Source organism: Paracoccus aeridis (assembly GCF_004923205.2).
Taxonomy (GTDB): Bacteria; Pseudomonadota; Alphaproteobacteria; order Rhodobacterales; family Rhodobacteraceae; genus Paracoccus; species Paracoccus aeridis.
This window is the reverse complement of the sequence record NZ_SELD02000004.1, coordinates 25,541-38,414: the sequence shown is the minus strand read 5'-3', so window position 1 is coordinate 38,414 and position 12,874 is coordinate 25,541. Positions and strand designations below refer to the sequence as shown.

Here is a 12,874-nt window from a genome sequence, read left to right as displayed (position 1 = left end):
CCTGCACCCCGGCTGAGAGCGCTCAATCGCGCGGGCATCACTGATCTGGCCGCGGGTTTTTGCCACGAGCGGTTAAACTTCAGGGCATCCGACGCTGCGAAGTTTCATCCGGACGCGGGTGAGTCGGCTGACGAGAGGCTTCTTCGCGAACCTTCCCATCGCATCCACCGGCAAGGCGTGAAAATGGCGGGCCGGGCCGGCCGGTGCGGGTGTCAGCCCTGCCGTGACCTGTTGTCCAGCTGGGAAAGCGCCACGGGTGCGGCAACATCGCGGGACAACCCCTGCCGCCCTGGGCCCGCAGGCCCGCAACGCTCAGGCGAAGCCTGGCGCGGCATCGTCCTCCACGAGCCTGCGCATCGGCACGGCGATGGAGATCCGCACGCCCCCGGGGCCCATCTCACGCTCGGCAGTACCGTCGAGCTGGTAGCGCAGCATTCCGTCCAGAACGAGGCTGCCGAACCCTTCGCGGTCCATCCTTGCCGGCGCGCCGCGCTCGATCCAGTCCAGCCGCAGCATCCCGTCTCCTGCGCCCGGCTCGATCCGCCAGTTCACCTGCAGCTCACCGCCGTCTTCCCCGCCGAGCATGCCATGCTCGATCGAGTTGGTGACGAGTTCATGGAACAGCAGTCCCAGAACCTGTGCCGCCGCCGCATTCATCGTCACCGGCGGGCCGTTCAGCGACCAGCTGCTGGCGCTGTCGATCGCCTGCTGCTCGGTCAGCTCGTCCTCGATCAGGTGGCACAGGTCGAAGGAGGTGCCGGGCTCGCGGATCAGGGCCAGCATGATCCGGCCGATCGCGTCGAGCCGACCCTCCATGTGCCACGCAAGGCTGTCCACGCCGGTCGCGGTTTCGGCCGAGCGGCGGATGATCGACCGCAGCAGGGCGTAGCTGTTCCCGACCTGGCGGCTCAGCTCCGGCAGGTTGGCCGGCGCGTCGGTCTGCATCTGCGGCTCGGGTCCGGCCATGTTCCTGCTTTCATCCCGCCACGTGGCTGCCGCAGCCTTGCCGGGCAGCGTCAACCAGAGCCGGGCGACATTCAACCATTGATGGAAGACCGGACCATGATATTTTTTACTGAACGCGCGGCGGGACGCCGCCGCCACATGGGCAATCCTCGCCGCTGCGGCACCACGGCCCGGCGATGGACAGGCAACAGGCACACTCCCTCTTGCTTCCTTGCAGCATCAGCCCGTCAGGGTGGTAGAGGTCAGTAACGAACGGCACCGACTGGACGGCCGCGAAGTTGAGAAGGAAGCCCGCCGACGCCAGCAGCGCATCGGTGAACCCGTTCGGTGCAGGCGCCGACGAGGTCCCTGGATCGGCGATGACTCACAAAGCCCAGACAGGCACCTCCACAGGCACCGGCAACCCTCCGAACCGCTTTCCGACCACGATCGGCCCTCGCGGTTTCAATCGGCCTGCGCCAGGATGGCGCGGGCGCGGATGCGGACCGGTTCGTCGACCATTGCGCCGTCGACCGACGCCGCGCCCTCGCCCGAGGCCAGCACCCGGCGCGCCCAGTCGACCTGCGCGGGCGTCGGCGCGAAGGCGGCCCTGACCTCGGCGACCTGCGCCGGGTGGATGCACAGCTTGCCGGTCATGCCCATCGCGCAGGCATGACGCGCGTCGTCACGGGTGAACGACGGATCGTCAAGCTGGACCGTCACCCCGTCGAGGGGACCGGGAAGGCCCGCCAGCCGCGAGGCCAGCACCAGTTCGGATCGCGCCGGCAGCAGCACCTCGCGCAGGTGCTCGCAGCCGAGATCGGCGCAGAAGTCGATGGAGCCGAAGGCAAGCCGCGCCACGCCGTCTGCCGCGGCGATTGCGCGCGCCCGGGCGAGGCCTGCGGCAGACTCGACAAGCGCGATCACGGGCCTGCCCGTCGCCCCGGCGACGATGCCGCATGTTTCCGCGTCCTCGGCCTTGGGCAGCACCACGGCGGCGACGGGCAAGGCCGCCACGGCCGCAACGTCGCGGTCGTGCCACGGCGTGCCATGCGCATTGATGCGGACGAGCACCGGCAGGTCGGTGAACGACGCGTCCAGGGCCTTGCGGGCGGCGTCCTTGCCGGCCGGGGCCACGGCATCCTCCAGGTCCAGGATGACCGCGTCGGCACCCGATGCGGCGGCCTTGGCGAACCGCTCGGGCCGGTCGGCGGGGACGAACAGGGGGGCGCGGACAAGGGCTACCATGATGCGCGGGCCTCCATCGCGACGGGGCCGCCCACGCCGGCGGTCCACAGGCGCAGGTCCCCGCCATCCTCGTCGGCGTTGAGGGTGAAGTCCGCGTCGTCGAAGAGCGGCGACAGGGAGCGGAAGTCGAACCGCGCCGGGCGCCTGCCGTGCAGCCGTTCGGCCAGCTGCACCAGCATCGTGGCCTGCAGGGGCCCGTGGACCACCAGGCCCGGATAGCCTTCGACGCCGGTCGCATAGGGTGCGTCGTAATGGATGCGGTGGCCGTTGAAGGTCAGTGCGGAATAGCGGAACAGCAGCGCGGCCGACGGCACGACCACGACGCGATGGGTTCCGGGCGCGGCAGGTTCCGGGCGCTCGCCCGGCGCGCGGGGCGCATCGGCACCGCGATAGACGATGTCCTGCCGTTCCTCGATCACCAGCCGCCCCGCGCTTTCGATCCGATGATCGACGGTGACAAAGCACAGGCTGCCGGTCCGGCCTTCCTTCAGGGTGACGTCGCGGATGGTCGAGGTCCGGGCGACGCGCTCACCCACGCGAATGTCGTCATGGAAGGTGAAGGCGCCCCCTGCCCACATGCGGCGGGGCAGCGGGACGGGCGGCAGGAAACCGCCGCGGGCCGGATGGCCGTCGGGGCCCAGCCCGCCGGTCGGGGCGGCGGGGGGTGCGACGCACAGGTGGATCATGACCGGCGCCACATTCCCTTCTGCGACGTCGCCTTCCTGGTCGAAGGTGGACCTGAAGCGGTCCACCATCGCGCCGGTGACGAGTTCGGACCTGCTTTCGCTCTGCCCGATCCAGTGTCGCAGGTCTTCGAGGTCGAGACCGCTCATGCGCCTGCCTCCACCTCGGGAAGGGCCGGGACGGCCCCGTAGCTGCGCGGTTCGCCCACGAAGACGGCGCCGGGCGCGGGATAGCTGACTGGCCCGTTCGGGGTGTCCACCGTGATCCGGCGCAGCTGCGGATGGCGCGACAGGCCGTCCATGTCGTTCACCGACGCGAAGGCCACGTCGGCCGCGACCAGCCGTTCGGTCGCCTCGCTTGCGGTCTTCGAGGCGAAGGCGGCAGCCACGGCCGCATCCGTCTGCGGCCGGTTCCGGACGCGCGCCACGTTGGTGGCAAAACGCGGGTCGCGCGCCATGTCCGGCCTGTCCATGAAGACCTCGGCAAACTTCGCGAACTCGCGATCGCTCTGGACCGAGATCAGGATCTGGTTGCCGTCCTTGCAGGTGAACACGCTGTAGGGCGAGATCGAGGGATGGGCTAGCCCGAGCCGGCGCGGCGACTTCCCGCCCTCGTGGTTCATCAGCGGGACGGTCAGCCAGTCGGCCATCACGTCGAACATCGAGATCTGGATGTTCGCGCCCCGGCCGTCGATCCCGCGCCGGATCAGCGCCTCGAGGATCGCGGCATGGGCGGTGGCTCCCGTGGCGACATCGACCAGCGACACGCCGACGCGCGACGGCTCGTCCGGGCCGCCGGTGATGGAACACAGGCCCGATTCCGCCTGGATCAGCAGGTCGTAGGCCTTGCGGTCCGCCATCGGCCCGATCTCGCCGTAGCCCGAGATGGAACAGACGATCAGCCGCGGATAGTCGGCGGCGAGCCGGTCGAAGCCGAAGCCGAGGCGGCCCAGCGCGCCGGGCTTCAGGTTCTGGACCAGCACGTCCGCGCCGTCCAGCAGCCGGGCGAGGCTTTCGCGGTGTTCGGGCCGGGTCAGGTCCAGGGCGACGCTTTCCTTGCCGCGGTTCAGCCAGACGAAGTAGCTCGCCTGCCCGTTCGCGACATCGTCGTAGCCGCGGGCGAAATCGCCTTCCGGGCGTTCGATCTTGATGACCCGCGCGCCCGCGTCGGCGAGGCGCGAGGTCGCGAAGGGCGCGGCCACCGCCTGTTCGATGGCGACCACGGTCAGTCCTTCCAGCGGCAGGGTTCCCATCAGAAGCTCCGCGGCAGGCCGAGGACATGCTCGGCCACGTAGGACAGGATCAGATTGGTCGAGATCGGCGCAACCTGGTAGAGACGCGTTTCGCGGAACTTGCGCTCGACGTCGTATTCGCACGCGAAGCCGAAGCCGCCGTGGAACTGGAGGCAGGCGTTGGCGGCTTCCCAGCTGGCCTTGGCGGCGAGGTATTTCGCCATGTTGGCCTGCGCGCCGCAGGGCTGGTGGGCGTCGTAGAGCCGGCAGGCCTCGAAGCGCATCAGGTTCGCGGCCTCGACCTCGATGAACGCCTCGGCGATGGGAAACTGGACCCCCTGGTTCTGGCCGATCGGCCGGCCGAAGACCACGCGTTCGCTGACGTATTTCGACACGCGGTCGATGAACCAGTAGCCGTCGCCGATGCATTCCGCCGCGATCAGGGTACGTTCCGCGTTCAGGCCGGTCAGGATGTACTTGAAGCCCTGCCCCTCCTCGCCGATCAGGTTCTCGGCCGGGATGCGGAGATTGTCGAAGAACAGCTCGTTCGTCTCGTGGTTGACCATGTTCATGATCGGCCGGACGGTCATGCCGGACTTCATGGCCTCCCTGATGTCGACGAGGAAGATGGACAGCCCCTCGGACTTCTTCTTCACGTCGGAAAGCGGCGTGGTCCGGGCGAGCAGGATCATCAGGTCGGAATGCTGGACCCGGCTGATCCAGACCTTCTGGCCATTGATGACATAATGGTCCCCCTGCCGGACGGCGGTGGTCTTGATCCTGGTGGTGTCGGTTCCCGTCGTGGGTTCGGTCACGCCCATGGACTGCAGGCGCAGCTCGCCCGCGGCGATCCGCGGCAGGTACTTGCGGCGCTGCTCTTCCGATCCGTGCCGGACCAGCGTGTTCATGTTGTACATCTGCCCGTGGCAGGCGCCCGAGTTCCCGCCGGCCCGGTTGATTTCCTCCATGATGATCGAGGCTTCGGTCAGACCAAGGCCGGATCCGCCGTATTCCTCGGGGATGAGCGCGGCCATCCACCCGGCGCGGGTCAGCGCGTCCACGAATTCCTCGGGATAGGCCCGCGCCTCGTCGATGCGGCGGTGATATTCGTCCGGAAATTCGGCGCAGAGCGCGCGCACGGCGTCGCGCAGGTCCTGATAGTCGTCTGCGACGGATTGCTGCATGAAGCCCTCTCAAGATCTCGGTCCCGGGCGAGGTGGCAACAGCGCGCTGCAAATGGCAAATACATGTTGTGGATGGGCGTGAAGCCGGGAAGTTATAACGCCGCCCGGCGCCCTGCCCGCGGCCGGCAGGCGACGGTCGCCCGTCCGGGGTCTGACGCACACGATCCCGCCGATCCTCTTTCGCGCGCGCCCGCCTTGCTCTACATCCGTGTCCTTGTGGTGATCTGATATCCGCCGCGCCGGACGCACGTCTTTTCCGGCAATCCTGAACGCCGGCGGCATCACGGGGGCGGCGCAACCGATGGATCTTCGTCAGCTTCGCTACTTCGTCGCCATCGTCGAACAGGGCTCGTTCTCGCGCGCGGCCGCGTTCCTGCATGTCTCGCAACCGGCGCTGTCGCTGCACGTCCGGAACATGGAGGCGGATCTCGGAACGACGCTGCTGTTCCGCACGCCACGCGGGGTCGAGCCGACGGAGGCCGGCATGATCCTGCTTCGCCACGCCCGGATCGTCATGGACCAGGTCACCGTCGCCACCGAGGAAATCCGCGGGCACCAGAACGACCCGGCGGGCGAAGTCCAGCTTGGCGTGCCGGGCACCATCGCCGAAATCCTCGCAGTCCCGCTGATCAAGGCGGTCCACCTGCGCTATCCCCGCATCAAGCTTCGCATCGCCGAGGCGATGAGCGGCTTCATCCTCGACTGGATCCGCGACGAACGGATCGACCTCGCGATCCTCTACGGCAGCGTCGAGGAACGCGGCATCGGAACGGAACGCCTGCTGGTCGAGCAGCTGCACCTGCTCGGCCCCGCCGCCGGGTTGCGGGCCGAAGACCTGCCTGTGGGCGGGTCCGAGGTCCCGTTCCGCCGCACCGCGGAACTGCCCCTGATCCTTCCCGGGAAGGGCCACGGGTTGCGCGAGCTCGTCAACGAGCACGCCGAAGCGGGAGGCCATGACCTGAATTGCGTGATCGACGTCGATTCCTACGGCAACATCAAGGCGCTGGTCGAGGAGGGGTTGGGCTATTCCATCCTCCCCGAGAACGCGGTCGCGGCCGAAGTCGCCGAAGGGCGGCTTCGCAGCTGGGCCATTGTCGATCCCCCGCTCGCCCGGAGCATCCACCTCGCTCACTCCGGCAATCGTCCGATGACCAATGCCGTCTCGGTCGTTCTGGCCCTGACCGGCGAGATGCTTTCCGATCTGGCGCGCAGCGGTCGATGGATCGGCGCACGGATCAGCCGTAGCGAGTAGCGGCATCGGCGCGGCGCGCGTCGAAAGAGTATCGGCGGCCGTTCGCTTCGTGACCGCTGCGTGATCAGGTCCATGGCCCGAGCTGCCGCCGCGACCCCTCCTTGCATAACCCCGGGTTATGCTGCGCGCGGTCCATCGTCATTTGACTTGCCGTGGCCTTCCCTCAAACCTTACCCGCGGCGAGGAGGAACACCGTCACAGGCCATCGCAGCGCGCTTTGCAAGTCCGGCCGACCTGCCGCCGGACCGCCGCTGTCTTGAGCAGGGTCGGGCCCTCATCCGCTGCCATTCAATGGCCGGCGACCGGTCTGCAAGCGAGGAAACGGATGCGCAAGATCTTCAACCCCAAGGTGTTCCAGCTTGTCTATGTATCCCTTTTCACGCCGGATCTCGCGCGCGTTCAGGATCATTACGTCGAAGGGATCGGGCTGAACCTCACCGACAAGGGCGACAAGGGCGAGCTCTATCTTTCCATTGGCTACGACCACCACAACGTGGCTCTTCATCCCGGCAGCGAAAGCGCGATCGCCAATATCGGGTTCCAGCTGAAACCCGAGATCGAGCTTGCAGAGTTCCTGAAGGACGCCGAGGCGTTCGGGATCCGGGGACAGCTCAAGACCGACAGCCAGCCGGGCGTGCGCTCCCTCGTGGAACTCGAGCTGCCGGGCAATCTGAACCTGCAGTTCTACAACGACATCGCCACCCCGGCCCCGGGCTTCAGGGACGTGGGGGTCGCGCCGATGAGACTGGGGCATGTCGCCATGATGAACACCTCGGGCGACAAGGTCACCGAGTTCTTCGAGGACTTCCTCGGCTTCTGGTTCACGGACAAGTTCACCGACTTCTTCAACTTCTACACCTGCAACAAGGACCACCACGTCATCAACATCGTGAAGGGGCCCGAGAACAGGTATCACCATTTCGCCTTCGAGCTGCGGGGCAGCCCCTCGCACGCGATGGCGGCCGACTGGCTGCGGCGGCGGGGCGTCAAGCAGGAATGGGGGCCGGCCCGCCACCCTGCGAGCCACAATTACGCCGGATATCACCGCGACCCGGACGGCGTGATGATCGAGCTCTACACCGAAATGGACGTGTTCATTCCCGAGCTGAACATGTTCGAGCCGCGCCCCTGGCACGAGTTCTTCCCCATGGTTCCCCGGGACTGGGCCGGAGGCGACCTCAACGCCTGGGGTGCCGAGTTCACCTGCAAGCTCGAGTGAGCCTGCGGCGCGTCGGGGAGGCGCGGGGACAGGAGTATAACCGGGCGTTGCGCGAATGCAGATATCTCTTCATTTGACTGCAACCCCGGTCGCCAGCACCATCCTGGCAAGGGCGTGAGGAGGAGACCGCCATGCAGAGTTCCGGGACGACTTTCCCGCCCCCCGTGCACCGCGAGGCGCCGGTGCTGGACGGTGCCGTGATCACGATCGGGGCCTTCGACGGCGTGCATCTTGGCCATCAGGCGCTTGTCTGCGGCGCGCAGGCCTCGGCCCGCCGGCGCGGCCTGCCGCTGGTCGTCTGGACCTTCGATCCGCCGCCCAAGGTTTTCTTCGGCCGCGCGACGCTTCTTTGCACCGCGCATGAGAAGGTGGCGCGGATCGGGGCGCTCGGCGTGGATCACGTCGTCCTGTCGCATTTCGATGCAGCGTTCCGCGCCCGCACCGCTGCGGAGTTCATCGCCGACCTCGATCGCATGAACCCGGCCGAGGTCTGGGTGGGCGACGACTTCCGCTTCGGCGCGATGCAGGCGGGCGACGTCGATCTGCTCGCCCGGCACTTCCCTGTGCGGATGCTCGATCCTGTCCACTGCGAGAAGGGCGAGCGCATCTCGTCCAGCCGGATCCGCAACCTTTGGCGCGCCGGCCAGTACGACCTGTGCAGGACCCTGCTGGGCTGGCAGGACCAGTTCATCCATCCCGAATACGAGCTCGCCTGGTAGGCGCCCCGGTCAGCCGGGCGGCATCTCGGAGGCCAGCGCACGCGGGCCGCGCGCCGGCGGGAAGGGGAATGTCGCGAACCGCAGCCCTGTCTTTTGCGCAGGGCAGAGTCCGTGCCCCTGCGGCGCGCGTGTCCGGCGTAATTGCCAGCTGCGCCTCGATGCAGCCCAATAGCCCCCTTCGGACAGCAGCGCCGTCGCGCCGAGCACGCCACGGTATGCACGCCAGACCCCGACAGGCGCCAGCACGCGATCGGCGCCAGGCAGCGCCGCGGCCGGCCGGCTTGTCGAAGCCGCTCAGCCGCGGCTGGTCCAGCGTCATCCCCCGCTCTGCTGGCCGGCAAGGAACCCGCCGATCGTCTCGTCGGTGTGGAAGACCGGCTTCTCGTAGTAGTGCGGCCCGTCGTAGATCTCGATCAGGACCGACTTCTCATGCGCGAGCGTGGGCCCGTGCGGATGATCCTTCGGGTTCATGTAGAAGGTGCCGGGCGTCAGGCGCAGGCCGACTTCGGTGTATTCGTAGTCGCCTTCCAGGCAGTACATGAACTGGTTCGAGGCGTGGTGATGCTTGACGGGGATGCGGCCGCCCTTGTCGAATTCGAGGATCGCGATGCTGGCGCCCGTCTGCGGGTTCTTCCACAGGAAATACTGGCGCAGCCCGTATTCGGGAAACTCGATCCAGGCGTTCGGGTCCAGATCCTCGCGGCGGGTCAGGATCTCCAGCGTGTCGGCCAGTGCCTTGGCGGGATTGTCGGTGTCCATCTGCTCGTCCTTTGCGGAAACGGGAAATGCTCAGATCTCGGGCCGGCCGGCGGCCACCCAGTCGTCGTATTCGCGCCGGCTGTCCGGGGTCGCGGGGAAAAGGCCGAACAGCGAACGGCCGCGGCGGATATGGGCGGCGACGAAGTGCTCGTAGTCCGCCACCCCGGCGCATTCCTCGGCGATCTCGTCCGCGAGGTGCCGGGGAATGGCGACGATCCCTTCGTCGTTGCCGACGATGATGTCGCCGGGATAGATCGCGACCCCTGCGAAGCCGACCGGCGTGTTGAACTCGACCGGATGCAGCCAGATCGGGGTGGCGGGGCCGGACTCGGTCACCTGGTAGCAGGGGAGCCCCGTGGCCCGGATGCCGGGCACGTCGCGGAACCCGCCGTCGGTGATCGCGCCCGCGACGCCTCGCGCCTTGAGCCGCAGGGCCATCATGTCCCCCATCGACGAGGCGCGCGCGTCGCCCCCCGCGGCCAGCACCAGCACCGCCTCGGGGTCGCATTCCTCGATCGCGCGGCGGTGCAGGCTGTCGTCGCGCGCATACAGCTCCATGCTGTCCTTGTCCTCGCGCGCGGGGATGAAGCGGACGGTCCAGGCGGGCCCGATCAGCGGTGCCTGGTCGGGCGCCACGGCCCGAAGGCCCAGCAGGAAGGTATTGCGGAAGCCGCGTCTGAGCAGCGCGTTCGCCAGCGTGGCCGCCCCCGCCAGCCCGAGAAGTTCGCGCGTGCGGTCCGCAAGCGGTTCGACGGCGCTCATTCGGCGGCTTCCTTGACCACCGGGTTGCGCAGGGTGCCGACGCCCTCGACCTCGATCTCGACGATGTCGCCGTGCTTCATGTAGAGCTTCGGCTCGCGCCGGTGCCCGACCCCGCCCGGCGTGCCGGTGACGATCACGTCGCCGGGTTCGAGCGTGCAGAAGGTCGAGACGTGGCTGATGAGCTCGGCCGTGTCGAACATCATCAGGTCGGTCGTGGCGTCCTGCATCGTCTCGCCGTTGAGGCGGCAGACCAGGCGCAGGGACCGGTCGAGCGACGTTTCATCAGGCGTCACCAGCCACGGCCCGAAACCGCCCGTCGCGGGGAAGTTCTTGCCCGGCGTCCACTGGTTCGTCGCCAGCTGCCAGTCGCGGACCGAGCCGTCGTTGTAGGCGCTGATCCCCGCGACGTGGGACATCGCGTCCGCCCTGGCGATCCGCCGCCCGGCGGTGCCGATGACGACCGCGATCTCGGCCTCGAAGTCGAAGGCGTCGCTTTCCCGCGGGATGACCATGGGCTGCAGATGGCCGACCTGCGACTGCGGGTAGCGGATGAACAGCGGCGGGGCCGCCGCCGTCTCGGCATGGCCGCCCTCGCGCCTGTGCTCGACGTAGTTCAGCCCCACGCAGATGATCTTGCCCGGGCGCGGGATCACCGGCAGGAACGTCACCTCGTCCACGATATAGTCGGCGGGGGCGTTCCCGAAGCGTTGCCCGAGCGAGGCGAGTTCATCGCGCCGGATCGCGCCGGCAAGGCAAAGGCCGGTGCGGATGCCCAGATCGACGATCCTGCGCCCGTCCGTCAGGCCGAAACTTTCTCCGGTGGGCGAAACGAAGGTCATGAAACGCATCAGGCGGACTCCTTGATCTGTTCGGGCGGTTGGGCCAGCGCGATGGCAAGCGCGCGTCGTGTCCCGACCGCGGCAAGCCGGGCGCGATAGGCGGCGCTGGCATGGATGTCGCTGTTGAGCCCCGCGGCCGGCAGGCTCAGCCCGTCCAGCGCCGCGGGGGTGAAGTCGCCGGCAAGCCGCGCCTCGGCGTCGGTGAAGCGGAAGACGACCGGCCCGGCCCCGTTGATCGCGACGCGGACGCCCGCCGGTCCCCGGGCGACGAAGGCCCCGGTCGTGACATAGCCGGACGCGGGGTTGGCGAACTTGACGTAGCCGCAATTGTCCGGCCGCGGAAAATGGATCCGCAGCACCAGTTCGCCCGGCTCCAGCGCGGTGGTGAAGAGCCCGAGAAAGAAGTCGTCGGCCGCGATCCGGCGGCGCGTCGTCTCGATCTCGGCGCCAAGTCCCAGCACCGCGGCCGGATAGTCGGCGGCGGGATCGTTGTTGGCGATCGACCCGCCCATGGTGCCGAGGTTGCGGACCTGCGGGTGCGAAACGCGGGCCGCCATGGCCGCAAGCGCGGGGATGGCCGCCCGGATGCGGGGGTCGGTTGCGGTCACCGCATGGGGGGTCATCGCGCCGATGCTTACCCTGTCGGCGTCCACCTCGATCCCGCGCATCTCGGGGATGGATTGCAGATCGACCAGGATCGAGGGTCGCGTCATGCGCTGCTTCAGCGCCGGGATCAGCGTCTGCCCGCCCGCAAGCGCCCGCGCCTCGGGATCGGAGCGCAGCAGGTCCAGCGCCTCGGCGAGGGTCGCCGGACGGCGATAGGCGAAGTCGGGCACGCTCATGCCGCGTCCCCGCTTGCCTTGCACGACTCCGGCGCGGTCCGGGCCACCTCGGCGATCGCCTCGACGATGCCCTGGTAGCCGGTGCAGCGGCAGAAGTTGCCTTCCAGTTCGTGGCGGATGGTCGCCTCGTCCACCGCCCGGCCGCGGCGGACGATGTCGACGCCCTGCATGATCATCCCCGACGTGCAGTAGCCGCATTGCAGCGCATGGTGGCGGCGGAACGCGGCCTGCATCGGGTGCAGGTTCTCGGGCTGTCCCAGCCCCTCGATGGTGACGACCTCGGCCCCGTCCACCTGCGCCGCGAAGAGCGTGCACGACTTGATCGCGCGCCCGTCCACGTGGACGGTGCAGCAGCCGCACTGCGTGGTGTCGCAGCCGATGTTGGTGCCGGTCAGGCCGCACTGGTCGCGCAGGAACTCGACCAGCAGCGTCCGGTCCTCGACCTGGTGGCGCTGCTCGATCCCGTTGACGGCGATTGTCACTTCTATCATCGCGCCCTCCTCAGTTGACGGCGAGCCAGCCGATCAGCAGCGCGCCCAGCGACAGGGCGGCGGTGAAGACCCAGCCGGGCATCTGGATGGTGACGCCGCCCGCGTCGCGCGCCAGCATCGGGGCGGCCGCAAGGCCGGACGGCGCGGCGGCACGGGCGGGCGCGGCGGCATGGGCGGGCGTGGCCGGCGGCTCGACCGAAGCGACGGACGCGCCCGCCGCGGCCCCGGGGCCGTCGAGCAGCGCGGGGTCCTGCACCACCTGCTGGAAGCGGTCGAAGAACTGGTTGGACATGCGCACCACGGTCGCGTCGATCAGCCGCGACCCGATCTGCGCCAGCCTTCCGCCGATCTGGCTTTCGGCGCGATAGGTCAGAAGCGTCTGGCCGCCCCCCTCGCCCCTCGGCTCAAGGGTGACGACCGCCGACCCGTTCGCGCGGCCCGCCATCCCGCTCTCGCCCTCGAAGTCGAGCTCGTAGCGGGACGGCCTGACCAGTTCGCGCTGCCTGATGCGGCCCTTGAACCTTGCCCGGACCGGCCCGACCGACGCCAGCACCACGGCCTCGTAGACCCCGTTCCCGGTTTCGGTCATCGCCTCGCAGCCGGGGATCGAGGCCTGGAGCACGCGGGTGTCCAGCAGGCCATCCCAGACCTTTTCGGGCGGCAGGTCGAGCAGCCTTTCTCCGGTGATTTCCATGGGGT

At 68.6% G+C, this 12,874-nt stretch carries 14 protein-coding genes; 3 read left to right on the top strand and 11 right to left on the bottom strand.

Features of this window, described 5'->3' with window-relative positions:
- Positions 1-312 precede the first annotated feature (312 nt).
- The 5 genes from ELI80_RS01645 to ELI80_RS01625 all read right to left on the bottom strand — a co-directional run bounded on the left by ELI80_RS01645 (position 313) and on the right by ELI80_RS01625 (position 5,292).
- Positions 313-966 carry an HWE histidine kinase domain-containing protein gene (locus ELI80_RS01645; RefSeq protein ID WP_136649251.1) on the bottom strand — a complete coding sequence of 218 codons (654 nt, stop codon included), beginning with the start codon at positions 964-966 and terminating at the stop codon, positions 313-315.
- A 444-nt stretch (positions 967-1,410) separates the two neighbouring features.
- Entirely contained in the window at positions 1,411-2,193 is a 783-nt protein-coding gene (locus ELI80_RS01640) for an HpcH/HpaI aldolase/citrate lyase family protein (RefSeq protein WP_136649250.1), read from the bottom strand.
- A complete protein-coding gene (locus ELI80_RS01635) occupies positions 2,187-3,026 on the bottom strand; it encodes an HTD2 family dehydratase (RefSeq protein WP_136649249.1) in 840 nt (279 codons plus the stop codon). Before ELI80_RS01635 ends, ELI80_RS01640 begins: the two co-directional genes overlap by 7 nt.
- On the bottom strand, positions 3,023-4,129 hold the full coding sequence (locus ELI80_RS01630; RefSeq protein ID WP_136649248.1) for a CaiB/BaiF CoA transferase family protein: 1,107 nt from the start codon (positions 4,127-4,129) through the stop codon (positions 3,023-3,025). The genes ELI80_RS01635 and ELI80_RS01630 overlap by 4 nt, the downstream gene beginning before the upstream one ends.
- The gene (locus tag ELI80_RS01625; protein WP_136649247.1) at positions 4,129-5,292 is read right to left on the bottom strand and encodes an acyl-CoA dehydrogenase family protein; all 1,164 of its coding nucleotides are present in this window, start codon (positions 5,290-5,292) and stop codon (positions 4,129-4,131) included. Before ELI80_RS01625 ends, ELI80_RS01630 begins: the two co-directional genes overlap by 1 nt.
- Positions 5,293-5,593: 301 nt before the next feature.
- On the opposite strand from ELI80_RS01625, the gene ELI80_RS01620 reads away from it, so the two are divergent.
- The 3 genes from ELI80_RS01620 to ELI80_RS01610 all read left to right on the top strand — a co-directional run bounded on the left by ELI80_RS01620 (position 5,594) and on the right by ELI80_RS01610 (position 8,482).
- Positions 5,594-6,544 carry a LysR substrate-binding domain-containing protein gene (locus ELI80_RS01620; protein WP_136649246.1) on the top strand — a complete coding sequence of 317 codons (951 nt, stop codon included), beginning with the start codon at positions 5,594-5,596 and terminating at the stop codon, positions 6,542-6,544.
- A gap of 325 nt (positions 6,545-6,869) precedes the next feature.
- Complete coding sequence (locus ELI80_RS01615; RefSeq protein WP_136649245.1) at positions 6,870-7,763, top strand: VOC family protein; 894 nt, start codon at positions 6,870-6,872, stop codon at positions 7,761-7,763.
- 131 nt (positions 7,764-7,894) lie between these two features.
- Positions 7,895-8,482, top strand: a complete 588-nt coding sequence (locus ELI80_RS01610; RefSeq protein ID WP_136649244.1) for an FAD synthetase — start codon at positions 7,895-7,897, stop codon at positions 8,480-8,482.
- A gap of 315 nt (positions 8,483-8,797) precedes the next feature.
- Here ELI80_RS01610 and ELI80_RS01605 read toward each other — a convergent pair whose 3' ends face one another.
- The 6 genes from ELI80_RS01605 to ELI80_RS01580 are packed head-to-tail and all read right to left on the bottom strand — an operon-like array spanning position 8,798 to position 12,869.
- Entirely contained in the window at positions 8,798-9,241 is a 444-nt protein-coding gene (locus ELI80_RS01605) for a cupin domain-containing protein (protein ID WP_136649243.1), read from the bottom strand.
- 30 nt (positions 9,242-9,271) lie between these two features.
- The gene (locus ELI80_RS01600; protein ID WP_136649242.1) at positions 9,272-10,003 is read right to left on the bottom strand and encodes an RraA family protein; all 732 of its coding nucleotides are present in this window, start codon (positions 10,001-10,003) and stop codon (positions 9,272-9,274) included.
- Entirely contained in the window at positions 10,000-10,851 is an 852-nt protein-coding gene (locus ELI80_RS01595; RefSeq protein WP_136649241.1) for a fumarylacetoacetate hydrolase family protein, read from the bottom strand. Before ELI80_RS01595 ends, ELI80_RS01600 begins: the two co-directional genes overlap by 4 nt.
- A complete protein-coding gene (locus ELI80_RS01590) occupies positions 10,851-11,684 on the bottom strand; it encodes an FAD binding domain-containing protein (RefSeq protein ID WP_201740513.1) in 834 nt (277 codons plus the stop codon). The genes ELI80_RS01595 and ELI80_RS01590 overlap by 1 nt, the downstream gene beginning before the upstream one ends.
- Positions 11,681-12,175 (bottom strand): (2Fe-2S)-binding protein, encoded by a 495-nt coding sequence (locus ELI80_RS01585; protein ID WP_136649240.1) that lies wholly within the window; start codon positions 12,173-12,175, stop codon positions 11,681-11,683. The genes ELI80_RS01590 and ELI80_RS01585 overlap by 4 nt, the downstream gene beginning before the upstream one ends.
- 10 nt (positions 12,176-12,185) lie before the next feature.
- Positions 12,186-12,869 carry an SRPBCC family protein gene (locus tag ELI80_RS01580; protein ID WP_136649239.1) on the bottom strand — a complete coding sequence of 228 codons (684 nt, stop codon included), beginning with the start codon at positions 12,867-12,869 and terminating at the stop codon, positions 12,186-12,188.
- Between the last annotated feature and the right edge of the window lie 5 nt (positions 12,870-12,874).